Raw genomic sequence first — 14,314 nt, 5'->3', positions numbered from 1 at the left:
TAGCAGTGATGAAATAAAACAGATGGGAGGACGATGTGGGCGGATCGCGTGATATTCCTTTAGCCAATCGTGTTGGAGAAGTAACCCCCTCGTTAACGCTGGAAATTTCAGCGAAAGCCAAAGCAATGAAGGCGGATGGCTTAGATGTATGTAGTTTTAGTGCAGGAGAACCAGATTTTGATACTCCGCAGCACGTTGTTGATGCAGCCAAACAAGCCCTAGATGAGGGGAAAACTCGGTATGGGGCTGCTGCTGGGGAAGCCAGACTCCGCAGCGCGATCGCGCACAAATTAAGCTCCGAAAATAATTTACCCTATTCCGCCAATGAAGTGATCGTCACCAACGGCGGGAAATATTCCCTGTTTAACCTCATGCAGGCGTTTATTAACCCAGGGGATGAAGTGATTATTCCCTCTCCCTACTGGCTCAGTTATCCCGAAATGGTGAAACTGGCAGGAGGCGTTCCTGTTATTGTTCCCACAACCGCCCAACAACAATACAAAATTACAGCCTCGCAACTCGAACAAAGTATTACTCCTCAAAGTAAACTGTTTATTCTCAACTCCCCTACTAACCCTACAGGTGCGGTTTATTCCCGAGATGAACTGACGGCTTTAGCAGATGTCATTGTCAAACATAATCTCTGGGTGGTATCTGATGAAATCTATGAAAAAATTCTCTACGATAACGCGGAACATATCAGCATTGGCAGTTTAAACTCAGAGATCTTTGCTCGGACATTAGTTAGCAGTGGCTTTGCAAAAACTTACGCGATGACTGGTTGGCGTGTGGGCTATTTGGCAGGGAATGAAGAAATTATCAAAGCCATGACTACCATTCAGAGTCATAGTACCTCAAATGTTTGTACCTTTGCTCAATATGGCGCGATCGCTGCGTTAGAAAATCCCGCATCCGAAACCGCCATTGAAACCATGCGATCAGCATTTGCCCAACGACGACAAATCATGCTCGATGCCTTAGCGAAAGTGCCTCAATTGACTTGTCCCACGCCTTATGGAGCATTTTATCTCTTCGTGGATATCAGTCAAACGGGGAAAACCTCCTTTAACTTTGCCAACGAATTACTCGAAGAAATGCAAGTGGCAACCGTTCCAGGTATTGCTTTCGGTAATGACTCCTGCATTCGCTTATCTTATGCAACCGATCTCACCACCATCAATCATGGTCTCGAACGTTTAACCAAGTTTGTTCAATCTTAATTGAATTACCAGTGACTAGCAATCAGTAGCCAAAGAACAAATAACGAATAACAAATAACAAACGAAAAAAATCTCTCTGAAAGCTGATTGAGTGAATTGCCCAGAACTGCTAAGTTAAAGCGCGATATGATAACAGGTTATAGCCACTGTCACTCTTATCGCGTTTAAATTCGTTTCGTTGTCAAAACGTTTGGGAAAAAGCATCCAGCACTAGGAGGGAACATGAATACCACTCATCGTAAACAGATTGCTTTAATTTCCGTACATGGCGATCCTGCTGTTGATATTGGCGGAGAAGAAGCAGGGGGACAAAATGTTTATGTCCGTCAAGTCGGAGAAACCCTTGCCCAATTAGGATGGGACGTGGATATGTTTACTCGTCAGTCTGATGCTGATAATCCCCGCATCGTCCCACATCAAGATCATTGTCGAACTATTCGTCTGACAGCAGGTCCCGAAACCTTTATTCCTCGCCAAGAAATCTTTGAACATTGCGATCAGTTTGTGGAAGAATTCCTTAAATTTGCCCGTCAAGAAGGAAGAGAATATGCGCTGATCCACACCAACTACTGGCTTTCCGCATGGGTGGGGCTAGAGTTACGAAGAAGATTATCTCTTCCCATGACTCATACTTATCATTCTTTAGGGGCAGTTAAATATCAATCAGTGAAAGAACCGCCCCAAACCGCAACTCGACGCTTAGAAATTGAAAAAGCAACCTTAGAAACAGCCGATTGTATTGTTGCCACCAGTCCTCAAGAAAGAGACTATTTACGCTCCCTGGTTTCTACTCAGGGAAATATTGAAATTATCCCCTGTGGAACGGATATCCATCGTTTTGGTTCAATTAGTTATGAACAAGCGCGAGAAAAATTAGGCTTTTCTCCTGATGAAAAGATCATTTATTATATCGGACGCTTTGATCCTCGTAAAGGAATTGAAACTCTTGTGCGAGCCGTCAGTCAATCTCAATTGCACGGAAAAGCATCTCTACGTTTAATTATTGCGGGCGCTTATACTAAAGGTCAAAGTGATGGGGATGAAAAAGACCGCATCACAAAAATTGTCGAGGAATTAGGACTCACTGAGATTACAGAATTCCCTGGGCGCATTTCTGATGAAAATCTCCCTGTGTATTTTGCTGCTGCTGATGTTTGTGTTGTTCCCAGCCATTACGAACCCTTTGGTTTAGTTCCCATTGAAGCAATGGCAAGTGGAACCCCTGTTGTCGGAAGTGCAGTGGGAGGATTAAACTTTACCGTTGTTTCCGAAGAAACGGGGTTACTCGTTCCTCCCAAAGATGACCAAGCCTTCACCAAAGCCATTGATCGGATTTTAAGCGATCCGCAATGGCGTAATCAATTGGGTGACAAGGCAAGACAACGCATGGAAAATGAATTTAGCTGGGAAGGCGTTGCTTCGAGACTCAGTGATTTATATGTCTCGATTTTAAAGTAAATTCTGTTCCTGCATATAGCTCAGCAGCCAATTCGCCATTGTTGCGCGTCGGGTTTGTCGGGGACCAAATTCCCCAATTTTATAGCCTTTAAACCCTAATTTTTCCTTGAGGAGTTGTTTATTGGCTTTCGGGATCGAGCGGGTTAATTTCACTGTTGCAGGGCGACTTTCAATAAAATCAGGGGGGTCTGGATAAGTTTCTCGCCACTCTGGAGAGACCAATGCACTATCCCATATTTCACGCTCAGGATCATAACGATAGCCTAAATAGTGCCAAACCAGTTGATTTACTGTCGCATCAGATAGTTTTTCTTCTAAAATTGCCCAAATGGTTTCTTGATTCAAAGGTGGTAACTCTAGCATCATTTTATAACATAGAATGACGAATTCGCTTGCACGGCAGGGATTGAATCCCGCCTGTTGCAGTCATTGGTCATGGGAATTGTATTTGCCACGTCTGCTATCTAAGGATATCCTATTAGGAGTTAGCAGATTTAAGATCATGCGTGTTCCTTCAATAACCTCCACTTTGTTTGTCTTTGGTACAATAATTATGCTGAGCCCAGCAAGTTTGGCTGGACAACGGTTAAACGGAACGGTGTTTTTTAATTCCCCGCCCCGATTGGAAAACGCAAGAACCACATTTAATGAAGCTGGTGTTCGTGGGGCAACTTACTATTTCACGTTTACCCTTCCTTCACAGGCAGGTGAACCCTTGGAGAAACTGGTGATTGATCAACGCGGTGGCGTGGATGATATTCCCTTACTCTTAGATCGAACCATTGCATTTGTGGGAACATCAAAGGAGAAACAAGAACCGCTTCTTCTCGCGGATGTTTCCCAAAGTGAAGATAACCGCCAAATTACAGTTCAATTTCAAACTCCAGTGACACCAGGAACCACATTTACCATTGGACTGAAACCCAGAAAAAACCCGATCTACGATGGGACTTATTTGTTTGGGATCACTGCCTTCCCCGCTGGAGAAACTGTTGATGAATTGTATTTAGGAGTCAGACGATTACAGTTTTATGACCGTCGCAATAATTCCGATTTTAGAGATTTTCTTTAAATCATCAGTCATTCGTCATTCGTCATTTGTCATCAGTTGAGGTGAAAGACAAAGGACGAAGGACAAAGGACAAAAAACAAACCATAAGGAGTTAATTTTATGGCTGCAAAAATCCCTGTTACCGTGGTTACAGGCTTTCTCGGTGCTGGCAAAACAACGCTAGTCCGACATTTACTGCAAAATAATCAAGGGCGAAAAATTGCCGTTTTAGTCAATGAATTTGGTGAAGTAGGAATTGATGGCGATTTATTACGCAGTTGCCAAATTTGTGATGATGAGGAAGACACCAGTAACAATATTGTTGAACTCACCAATGGCTGTTTATGTTGCACTGTACAAGAAGAGTTTTTCCCGACGATGCAAGAATTATTAAAACGTCGGGATGATCTTGACTGTATTCTGGTGGAAACCTCGGGGTTAGCCTTACCAAAACCCCTTGTGCAAGCCTTCCGTTGGCCCCAAATTCGCAATGGTGCAACGGTTGATGGGGTGGTGACGGTTGTTGATTGTGAAGCCCTTGCTAGTGGTGCGTTAGTGGGAGATTTAGAGGCGTTAGAAGCCCAGCGTCAAGCTGATCCGAATTTAGAACATGAAACGCCGATTGAAGAGTTATTTGAAGATCAACTGGCTTGTGCGGATCTGGTGTTACTGACAAAAGCGGATCAAGTGGATGCTGAAACTCGTCAAAAAGTGGAAACTTGGTTAAAACAAGCGTTACCTGAAGGGGTGAATATTGTGCCGTGTTATAACGGAGAGGTTCATTCCGATATTTTATTGGGCTTTAATGCTGCGGTGGAAGAGAACTTAGACAGTCGTCACAGTCATCATGACCACGAAGAAGAACATGAACATGATGATGATATTAATTCGGTACAGTTAATTTTAGATGAAGCCTTTGAACCCAAACTCTTAATGGACTGTTTGCAGACTCTATTTAATGAAGCAGAAATCTATCGGGTGAAAGGGTTTGTGAATGTTCCGAATAAGCCAATGCGTTTGGTGGTACAAGGGGTGGGTAAACATTTAGACTCCTTCTACGATCGCGCTTGGGAAAGCAATGAACCCCGTCAAACCCGTCTGGTGGTCATTGGGCGGAATTTAGATCAAAATCAAATTAAAGCCAGCCTAATGAAAGCGGTTCCCTCTCTGCACTAATCATCGCGTTTGGCTGTAAAAACTCGCATCGTCAAGGGATAGAAATAAATCTGTCCCTTTTTGGCTCGGATTGCAGCATTGGGAACAACCGCTAAACTCCACAAGGTTGCTATCATGGCAACAGCACGCGCTGCCCAACTAATCCCTTTCATCACCAGCGCGATCGCGCCCACCGAACTATCTAGATCCGCCCCAAATACGGCAAGATAAATAAAAAAGCCCATCACGCCCAGCATAAACAGGATAATACTATACCCAACTAAGGCAATTTGAAAATTTAGGGCTTCCCGTCCTTGCAAATCCACATATTCCGATTCTTCTCGCTTTACCAGCCAAACCACTCCTGGCACAACAATATTGACCAGTGGTAACGGAAACTCCAACCAATAAAGAGGAATCCACACTAACCCCGCTAAGTGACAAATCATCGCCCAACGAGTTTCTTCTTGCGTAATCTGTGTCATTTCAGTTACCAGTGGAGAGTGACCAATGAACCAAGAACAAAAATTAAGAATTTCCCTCGCTAGTCCGAAATATATCTTTAATTATGCAACCAATCCATGACTTGTTTCCCTAGAGAAACGTTATTAAGGCGATCAATTTCCCGCACACCTGTGGGGCTAGTGACATTAATTTCTGTTAAGTAACCGCCAATAATATCAATGCCCACAAACAGTAAACCATCTTCTAACAATGTGGGCGCGATCGCGCTGCAAATTTCCCAATCCCGCATCGTAATCTCTGCAGCTTCCACTCGTCCCCCAACTGCCATATTACCACGAAATTCACCCCCTGTCGGAATCCGATTTACCGCCCCAATCGGCTCTCCTTCTAATAAAATAATCCGTTTATCCCCATCTTTTGCTTCTGGAAGAAAGGATTGAATCATCACAGGTTTTCTCCCATTTTCCGTACTAATTTCAATTAAAGAATTGAGATTACGATCGCGCTTTTCTAAAAATAAAATTCCTTCCCCAGCTTTCCCCGCCAAAGGTTTTAAAACCGCCCCTTCTTTCCGTTCCACAAACTCTCGAATCACTTTTTTATCCTGACTGACAATGGTTTCAGGAATGACATAAGGAAACCGCATCGCATAGAGTTTTTCATTGGCTTTTTGTAACCCTTGCGGTGAATTAATCACAACCGTAGCAGTGGGCGTTAATAAATCTAGAATTTGCGTTGCATAAAGATAGGGAATCGTGACAGGCGGATCAGTTCGCATAAATACTGCATCCATGCGAGATAACGGTTGTAACTCCCATTCTCCCAACTGATACCAGTCTTTTTCAGCAACCCAATGGTAATCTTTGAGAGTAACAGGAGTAAGAGAGACTCGTTGCAGCCTTGCCCACGCCTGAGACTGTACAATACTTAAGTAAGATGCCGAAGTGACCCAAACTTCATCCCCTTGCGCTTGTGCAGCTTCCATCAAAGCAACCGTTGTGTCATGAGTGGGGTCAAGTTTCGCAATTGGATCAATAATAAAAGCAAGTTTCATTTTTTTGACTGAGTTGAATAATTCCAAAGATTATAATTAGCTTATTAACCAACTTCTTTTTAATGATGTTAATCAACTAAAAAATAAGAAAATTTACAATTAAAGATGATGATTAATCGCACCCCCATTGTTTCCCCACAAGCCCTCCAATCAGCGATCATCCGTGATTTTTTAGTGATTTCGCCTGAAACGCCAATCGAGGAAGCAATCATCAAGCTAACGGGTCAATCTCCTTATGCCAGAATAGCAAAGCATGAACAGGATAACCGACAGTTAGAACTTGGGTCAAGTTGTCTGGTTACTCTTGCTGAAGGAAGGAGAGTTGGTTTGGTGACTGACAAGGAGTTATTAAGAATAAGTCATCAAGAAGAGGAATTACAGAGGCGACAGATAGCAGAGGTGAGCAGTGCACCCGTAATGACTTTACAGCACTCTCAGGTGACGGATCTATTGAGTATCATTAATCTTTTTCAGCAGCCTAACTTGCACCATTTGCCCATTTTAGATGAACAGAATCAGTTTGTTGGGTTAGTCACTCCAGAAAGCCTAATCAAAGTTACAAAACCTGTTGCGTTTTGGGAAAAATGGACAGTAGAAAGGGTCATGAAATCAGACATCCCCATCGCCACAGCAGAAACGACCCTTGATCAAATTACGGAACAGATGATCACCACTGACCCAGAAGTAATAGTGATTGTCAATAGAGATGCAATCCCACAGGGATTAATTACAGCAAAAGATCTCCTTCAACAGCAAGGGTTAGGTTTCAATCCTCAACAACACTTAGCGCAAGACCTTCTGACTTCTCCTCCAGTGACCGTTCAACCTCAAGATTCCTTGTTGAAAGTTGCTGAGATCATGCTTGAATACCAGATCGCTCAAGTGGTAGTCACAGGAAAAAGAGGAGAAGAATTAGGATTAGTGAGTGCTAGAGAGTTAATAGAAACCCTTCATCCCCAAGCCCTCTATCGCTTAGCAGAAACACTAAATCAGCAACTGGATCAGGAAGTTTCTTCCTGTCAAAGCCAATTACAAATACAACGACAACAGCAAAAACAAACGAAAATTGCTCTTGAATTTAGCAACAATCGGTTTCGGGGTATCTTTGAAAATACGTTTCAGTTTATTGGCTTACTCTCCCCCGATGGAGTGTTGTTAGAAGCCAATCAAACCGCCCTCAATGCAGCAGGAATTAAACGAGAAGATGCAGTCGGACGACCCTTTTGGGAAACCCCCTGGTGGCAAATTTCTGACTCCGCTCAGGTGGAATTGCGAAACGCCATTACTCGGGCTGCTCAAGGAGAATTTATCCGTTATGAAGTGGAAGTTTTGGGGGCGAATCAAACCATGATTCCCATTGACTTCTCTCTTCGTCCGATTCAAGATGATCAGGGAGCGGTGATTCTGCTCATTCCCGAAGGTCGAGATCTCACCGAAGCGAAACGGTTAGAAGTGGAACGCCAACAAACCGTTAACTTATTGCAAGCAAGCAAACGACGCTATGCCAGTTTAGTGAAAGCCTCTCCTGTTGGGATTTTTCGTTGTGATACTGTTGGCAACTGTATTTATACCAATCAAGTGGCTTGCAAAATTCTGGGACTTTCTTCTGAACAAATGAAAGGAAAAGGATGGCAACAAGCTCTACATCCTGACGATCGCGCACAAGTGATCACCGAATGGCGTGAGGCAATTACCGAAAATCGCTCCTTTCAAATGGAATATCGTTTTCTGCGCCCTGATGGTAGTGTGAAATGGGTTTATGGACAAAGCGCGATCGAGCGCGATCGTAATCAGCAAGTACATGGTTATATTGGGACAATTACAGATATCAGCGATCGTAAAGAAGCGGAATTAGAACGCCAATGGGCAAACAACCGCTTACAAGAATTGAACGAACAACTAGAAGCAAAAGTTGAAGAACGGACGGCGACCTTAAGAAAGCGAGAAGCAGAACTCCAAGATTTCTTTGATAATGCTCATGATTTAATTCAAAGCGTTTGTTTAACAACTGGCAAGTTTGAATATGTGAATCGCTCTTGGCGTAAAGTTCTGGGCTATTCCCTAGAAGAAGTCGCAAGGCTAACCCTGTTTGATGTGCTGCATCCAGACTGTCATGATCATTGTCGGGAAGTCTTAACGGAAATGAGAAACGGTCGCTTAACCCAGGTTGAGCAAATTGAAGTGATTTTCTTGAGTAAAGCGGGACAAGAAATTATTTTAGAGGGGGGGATTAATTGTCGCTGGGAAGGAGAACAACCGATCGCGACTCGTGCCATTTTTCGCGATATAACTCAACGCAAACGAACAGAACAAGAAATTCGTCTGTTGCAAGAACGTCTTCAATATCTGCTGAACTCCAATCCAGCGATGATCTATAGTTGTCAGCCCCATGGCAATTATGATGCAACCTTTATGAGCGAAAATGTGGTCAATATCTTAGGCTATCAACCGCAAGACTTTACCGAGATAGAGAATTTTTGGGCGAATCACATTCATCCTGAGGATCAGGATGAAGTGTTAGCAGGGGTCTCTCAGTTATGGGAAGTGGATGACTATAAACAGGAATATCGGTTTCTCCATAGTCAGGGCTATTACATTTGGATGCGAGATGAGTGCAGATTAGTCCGAGACGAAGCGGGAAATCCTGTTGAAATTATTGGTTATTTTGCCGATATTACTGAGCAGAAGCAAACTGAACAAGCAATTCGAGAATCTCAGGAGTTCTTGAAAAGTGTGTTAACAGTGTTTCCCTTGTACCTGTTTTGGAAAAATACAGAGTCGGTTTATTTGGGATGTAATGAAAATTTTGCGATTGCTGCTGGGGTTTCTAGCCCAGAAGAAATTATTGGCAAAACCGATTATGATTTACCTTGGACAGAAGCACAAACAGATGCTTATCTCGCAGATGATCAAGAAGTAATTATCTCTGGAACGCCCAAATTGGGGTATCTGGAAACACAACGACAAGCCAATGGTCAGCAAATCTGGGTGGAAACCAGTAAAGTTCCGCTTTATGACGGTAATGGTGAAATCATCGGAGTTTTAGGAACATATCAGGATATTACGGCTCGCAAAGAAGCAGAAGAACAATTGCAACGAACCAACGAAGCATTAATTCGCGCCACACAACTAAAAGATGAGTTTCTTGCCAATATGAGTCATGAACTGCGGACTCCTCTTAATGCCATTCTAGGGATGACAGAAGGTTTACAAGAAAAGGTTTATGGGCAAATTAATGAGAAACAAGCTAAAGCCCTCAAAACCATTCAAACCAGTGGGTCTCATTTATTAGAACTGATTAACGATATTCTTGATCTGTCTAAAATTGAATCGGGACAGATGGAGTTGCGCTGTGCAGAAACAGAAATTTCTAACCTTTGTCAATCCGCATTCGTTTTTATTCAGCAACAAGCCTATAAAAAACGAATTCAGTTTAGCGCCCAACTCCCTACGCAGTTACCGAGCTTATTTGTGGATGAACGGAGAATACGCCAAGTTTTGATTAATTTATTGACCAATGCCGTGAAATTTACTCCCGAGGGAGGACAAATTACTTTAGAAGTCAATTATAGTGCAACCAGTGAGCCAGAAAAACCAAGCGCTGAAGACTATATTCGCTTTACCGTTTGTGATACGGGAATTGGCATTGCAGCGGAAAACTTTCAGCGTCTTTTTCAACCCTTTATTCAAATTGATAGCAGCCTCAACCGTCGTTACGAAGGAACTGGCTTAGGACTATCTTTAGTGAAACGTATTGTCGAACTTCATGGGGGAGATGTGGGGGTCAGGAGTGAAGTGGGAGTGGGAAGTTGTTTTTATTTTGATTTGCCTTTAGCCTGCGCGATCGCGCCTCCTGAATCCTTATCTATGCAATCAGAGGTGAATGGGGAAACATCTTCTTCTTTAACTGAGGAAATGCCTTTAATTTTACTGGCTGAGGATAATGAGGCAAATGTCATGACGCTGACCAGTTACTTAGAAGCAAAAGGCTACCGTCTCCTTGTGGCGAGTAATGGCGAGGAAGCGATTCAACTTGCAAATACTAACGCCCCTGATGTCGTTGTGATGGATATTCAAATGCCCGATCTCGATGGTTTAGAAGCCATTCAACAGATTCGATCCGCTTCTGAAATTCCGAATGTCCCCATTATTGCCCTTACTGCTTTTGCCATGGAAGGCGATCGCGATCGCTGCTTAGAAGCAGGAGCAGATGGGTATCTCAGTAAACCCGTCCGTCTCCGAGAATTGGTAAAACTGATCGAGCAGCAGCTAGGGAGTTTTAAACTGCCATGAAAAAATTTCCATTCCTCCGCCCTCAAATCTCTCTGCGCTGGCTATTATTAAGTCTTTGTCTGCTGCAAACGGTGGGGGCGATGGGATTAGTGGGCTATTTATCTTATCGCAGTGGCGAAAAAACCGTTGAAGATCTTGCCAATCAACTCTTAAAAGAAAATAGCAAGCACGTTATCCAAGATACGAATTACTATTTAAGATTTATCTACCAGATCAATCAAACGGATCTCCCTCTCGATCAATCCCATGACAACAGTCTTGATGAGTTAGACCCCATTCATCGTTACTTTGTTCACCAACAGCAAAATTTTCCCACAATTACTATGATGACGTTTGTTCGTCCTAATGGGGAAATGTTGGTCACTCATCGCATCAGTGAAACCCAACTTGAAGCAGGACGATCTGATCACAATCATCCTCAGACAGTTGAAATTCATGCCATTCAGGAGGATGGGACATTAGGAAAGCAGTTACGAACCATCCACAATTTTGATATTCGTGAGAAGGATTGGTATCGTCAAGCGGTAGAAACAGGGAAAAATGGCTGGAGTACACCGTTTCCGATGACGGTTCATCATAATCTTCTGGGGATCAATACCTATACTCCTTTGTATGGAACGGCTGGAAACTTACAAGGGGTATTTGCAGTGGGCTTTAGTTTAGAACGATTAAATCAGTTTCTTGCGGAACGAGCCATTGGAGAACAAGGACAAGTTTTTATCATCCAACGGGATGGCTTATTAATTGCTAATTCCACTACAGATCCCCTATCTTATACGCCTGAGCCACCCTTGCTTCGTTCTCAACCGAAAACAGAACTGGAACGGATTTCTGGAACAGACAAAACTGACCCGATTCTTAACAAGAGTACCCAACAATTGAAAGCTCAGTTGGGTTCGTTAACCAATATTCAATCTCTACAAACGTTATCGGTTGAAATTGATAACATTCATCATTATTTGCAGGTGATTCCCTTTGAAAATCCTTACAGCTTTGATTGGCTCGTGGTCAGCGTCGTCCCTCAGTCTGAGTTTATTGGAACGTTACAAGCCAATCGTAATCGCACTTTAGTGATTGGAGGAGCGATTATATTGACTGTAACCACTTTAACGCTGATCGTTGCTCATCGCATTACCAGAGCTTTACGGCGGTTAACGGAGGGGAGTGAAGTGATTGCAGGAGGGAATTGGCAGCAATCCATTGCTGAAACTTGCAGGATTAGAGAATTGAACTCCCTTGCTCGTTCTTATAATCGCATGGGAACAGAAATTCAACAAAGCTATGATCATCTCAACGCAACACTCAATCAGTTAAAAGCCAGTCATCAACGGCTAGAACAATTTTTAGAAGCGATTCCTGTGGGGATTGGGATTATTGATGCTAAGGGTCAACCTTGTTATACCAATCAACGGGCGGTGGCGTTTTTGGGAAAAGGAACAGTTCCTGTTGACAGGATTGCTGATATTCCAGAAGTCTATCAACTTTATATTGCAGAAACCGATCAACTCTATCCCTATGAACAATTAGCTGTTGTTCGCGCCTTGAAGGGAGAGTCAGCAAGTAATCATGATGTGGAAATTCATTTGCGCGATCGCGTTGTCCCGATCGAAACTTGGGGAACGCCAATTTATAATCCAGAAGGAGAGATTGAATACGCCCTCGTTGCTTTTCAAGATATTACAGAACGCAAATTGTCGGAACGTCAGCTTTTGGAGTTGTCAGAACGTCTGGAGTTATCTTTAGCTGCGGGTCGAATTGGTTCTTGGGAATGGGATCTCACCGCAGACCAAGTGATTTGGGATGAGCGGATGTATGAAATTTATGCGGTTGCGCCCTCTATTGATCCGAAGACAATTCCTGAGATTTGGTTCTCTCGCATTCATCCCCAACAGCGCGATCGCGTTAAACAATTATGCCAAGAAGCCATTTCCGAACAAACCTCTCTCGATACTGAATTTTCCATTGTTCTCCCTGATCACAGCATCCGTTTTATTAAATCTTATGGCTTGATCCGTCGAGATGCTCAGGGGAATTCTCAAGCCATGATTGGGGTGAATTTCGACATTACAGAATTGAAAAACGCCCAAATGGAGTTAGAGAAAGTGAACGCGGAATTGGTGCAAGCCAATCGCCTCAAAGATGAATTTCTCGCCACGATGAATCATGAACTCCGCACTCCTCTTAATGCCATTTTAGGGATGACGGAAGCTCTAGAAAAAGAAACCTTGGGTGCGATGAACCCGCGACAACATAAAACCTTACAAGTGATTCAGCGCAGTGGTTCTCATTTGCTGGAAATCGTGAATGACATTCTCGATCTCTCCAAAATTGAATCGGGAAAACAAGAGTTGCACTATAGTGATACTTCGGTTCTAGAACTTTGTCAAAGCGCGATCGCGCTGATACAACCGCAAGCGGATCAAAAGCAGTTACAACTCCAAACCCAGTTTCCCTTTCCTCTTCTCAAGATCTGGGTAGAAGAACGCCTCCTGCGCCAAGTGCTAATCAACTTACTCAGTAACGCCGTTAAATTTACCCCTCAAGGTGGAAAAATTACTCTTGAAGTGTTATTTCCTGTTCCTCAAGGAGAAAATTGGCTCACCTTTGCTGTTCGTGATACAGGAATTGGGATTGCAGAAACAAACTTACCAAAAATCTTTCAACCCTTTGTCCAAATTGATAGCGCCCTCAACCGAAAATATCAAGGAACAGGAATTGGACTTTCTCTGGTCAAGCGCATTATTGAACTCCATGGGGGGAAAGTCAGAGTGACCAGTCAAGAAGGAATCGGAACTTGTTTTTATCTGGATCTCCCTTGTGTGATGCTTCCTCAGAACGCCCTTAGTCAATCTCTCTCTTCAAATGCAGCCCGAGAAAAGACTTCTCTGATTTTAGTCCTTGAACAGGATGAAGCAGAATTGATGACCATCAATGATTATCTCGAAGCGAAAGGCTATCGTCTGCTGTTAGCACAAACGGAAGAGCAAGCCATAGCCTTGGCTACCTCTCACTCTCCCCATCTCGTGCTGGTGACGTGGCAACAATCCACTCCACCCCCCTTAAAATTAATCCAAACGATTCGCAATCAAGGTCACTTAGAGATGACTCCTTTGATCGCGATCGCGCCTGAACCCCTATCCGATTATCACTCCGACTTGGGAACAGAAGGGATCAAGTATCTCAGTCAGCCGATTAAACTCAAAGCCTTGGCACAAGCGATTCAGGAAGTCATGGAGTGGGGTAGAAGATCACGCAATCATCGCATCTAACTTGCCTTCTTGTTCAAGGGCATAAAGCTCATCACAACCGCCAATCGAGTTATCATTAATAAAAATTTGAGGCATAGTCCGTTTTCCATTAGCGCGTTCTGCCATTTGTTCACGGGCTGCATCATCCCCATCAATCGTGTATTCCGTAAAAGGGATATTTTTTTGGGTCAGCAGAGCCTTAGCTCGCAGACAAAACGGACAGGAACTCCAAGTATAAATCTCAACGTTTGCTGACATAGACCAATTTGTAAATCATAGAACTTTGTATCGCTTTCGATTTTAACTTGTATCGACGTATATAGCGTTTCCTAGTTGGTTGAGGTACGTAATGCGAGTCGGTGGATGTTCA

General features: G+C 43.3%; 10 protein-coding genes. 6 read left to right on the top strand and 4 right to left on the bottom strand.

The annotated features are described in order from the left end of the window. Positions 1-35: 35 nt before the first annotated feature. On the top strand, positions 36-1,220 hold the full coding sequence (locus tag PCC7418_RS08620) for a pyridoxal phosphate-dependent aminotransferase (protein ID WP_015225783.1): 1,185 nt from the start codon (positions 36-38) through the stop codon (positions 1,218-1,220). 222 nt (positions 1,221-1,442) lie between these two features. Next, positions 1,443-2,678, top strand: coding sequence for a glycosyltransferase family 1 protein (locus PCC7418_RS08615; protein WP_015225782.1), 1,236 nt, complete (start codon positions 1,443-1,445; stop codon positions 2,676-2,678). On the opposite strand, the gene PCC7418_RS08610 is transcribed toward PCC7418_RS08615, so the two are convergent. After that, a complete protein-coding gene (locus PCC7418_RS08610) occupies positions 2,670-3,041 on the bottom strand; it encodes a DUF1823 family protein (protein ID WP_041596215.1) in 372 nt (123 codons plus the stop codon). The two genes, PCC7418_RS08615 and PCC7418_RS08610, sit on opposite strands and share 9 nt — an antisense overlap. A gap of 190 nt (positions 3,042-3,231) precedes the next feature. On the opposite strand from PCC7418_RS08610, the gene PCC7418_RS08605 reads away from it, so the two are divergent. Beyond that, positions 3,232-3,750 carry a DUF2808 domain-containing protein gene (locus tag PCC7418_RS08605; RefSeq protein WP_216086691.1) on the top strand — a complete coding sequence of 173 codons (519 nt, stop codon included), beginning with the start codon at positions 3,232-3,234 and terminating at the stop codon, positions 3,748-3,750. Positions 3,751-3,849: 99 nt separating this feature from the next. Continuing rightward, positions 3,850-4,905 (top strand): cobalamin biosynthesis protein CobW, encoded by a 1,056-nt coding sequence (gene cobW / locus PCC7418_RS08600; protein ID WP_015225779.1) that lies wholly within the window; start codon positions 3,850-3,852, stop codon positions 4,903-4,905. Here the strand turns inward: cobW and PCC7418_RS08595 are convergent. Further along, the gene (locus PCC7418_RS08595) at positions 4,902-5,369 is read right to left on the bottom strand and encodes a DUF4870 domain-containing protein (RefSeq protein ID WP_015225778.1); all 468 of its coding nucleotides are present in this window, start codon (positions 5,367-5,369) and stop codon (positions 4,902-4,904) included. The two genes, cobW and PCC7418_RS08595, sit on opposite strands and share 4 nt — an antisense overlap. Positions 5,370-5,446: 77 nt before the next feature. Beyond that, positions 5,447-6,403, bottom strand: coding sequence for a glutathione synthase (gene gshB, locus PCC7418_RS08590; RefSeq protein ID WP_015225777.1), 957 nt, complete (start codon positions 6,401-6,403; stop codon positions 5,447-5,449). 105 nt (positions 6,404-6,508) lie between these two features. Here gshB and PCC7418_RS19355 point away from each other — a divergent pair, with 105 nt between their 5' ends. Together PCC7418_RS19355 and PCC7418_RS08580 are read left to right on the top strand one after the other, a co-directional pair. Next, positions 6,509-10,696: a PAS domain S-box protein gene (locus tag PCC7418_RS19355; protein WP_015225776.1), complete on the top strand. Its 4,188-nt coding sequence runs from the start codon at positions 6,509-6,511 to the stop codon at positions 10,694-10,696. Beyond that, a complete protein-coding gene (locus tag PCC7418_RS08580) occupies positions 10,693-13,965 on the top strand; it encodes an ATP-binding protein (RefSeq protein WP_015225775.1) in 3,273 nt (1,090 codons plus the stop codon). The genes PCC7418_RS19355 and PCC7418_RS08580 overlap by 4 nt, the downstream gene beginning before the upstream one ends. Here PCC7418_RS08580 and grxC read toward each other — a convergent pair. Beyond that, positions 13,945-14,202, bottom strand: a complete 258-nt coding sequence (gene grxC / locus PCC7418_RS08575; protein WP_015225774.1) for a glutaredoxin 3 — start codon at positions 14,200-14,202, stop codon at positions 13,945-13,947. The two genes, PCC7418_RS08580 and grxC, sit on opposite strands and share 21 nt — an antisense overlap. Between the last annotated feature and the right edge of the window lie 112 nt (positions 14,203-14,314).

It is taken from the genome of Halothece sp. PCC 7418 (genome assembly GCF_000317635.1).
GTDB lineage: Bacteria > Cyanobacteriota > Cyanobacteriia > Cyanobacteriales > Rubidibacteraceae > Halothece.
Note: the sequence above shows the minus strand (reverse complement) of the source record. Positions and strands in the feature narration are given on the sequence as shown.

What these genes read in the sequence shown, in the direction of transcription:
- PCC7418_RS08615 (WP_015225782.1), top strand. Translation starts at nt 1,443, where the DNA reads ATGAATACCACTCATCGTAAACAGATTGCTTTAATTTCCGTACATGGC.
- PCC7418_RS08610 (WP_041596215.1), bottom strand. Translation starts at nt 3,041, where the DNA reads ATGCTAGAGTTACCACCTTTGAATCAAGAAACCATTTGGGCAATTTTA.
- PCC7418_RS08605 (WP_216086691.1), top strand. Translation starts at nt 3,232, where the DNA reads ATGCTGAGCCCAGCAAGTTTGGCTGGACAACGGTTAAACGGAACGGTG.
- cobW (WP_015225779.1), top strand. Translation starts at nt 3,850, where the DNA reads ATGGCTGCAAAAATCCCTGTTACCGTGGTTACAGGCTTTCTCGGTGCT.
- PCC7418_RS08595 (WP_015225778.1), bottom strand. Translation starts at nt 5,369, where the DNA reads ATGACACAGATTACGCAAGAAGAAACTCGTTGGGCGATGATTTGTCAC.
- gshB (WP_015225777.1), bottom strand. Translation starts at nt 6,403, where the DNA reads ATGAAACTTGCTTTTATTATTGATCCAATTGCGAAACTTGACCCCACT.
- PCC7418_RS19355 (WP_015225776.1), top strand. Translation starts at nt 6,509, where the DNA reads ATGATGATTAATCGCACCCCCATTGTTTCCCCACAAGCCCTCCAATCA.
- PCC7418_RS08580 (WP_015225775.1), top strand. Translation starts at nt 10,693, where the DNA reads ATGAAAAAATTTCCATTCCTCCGCCCTCAAATCTCTCTGCGCTGGCTA.
- grxC (WP_015225774.1), bottom strand. Translation starts at nt 14,202, where the DNA reads ATGTCAGCAAACGTTGAGATTTATACTTGGAGTTCCTGTCCGTTTTGT.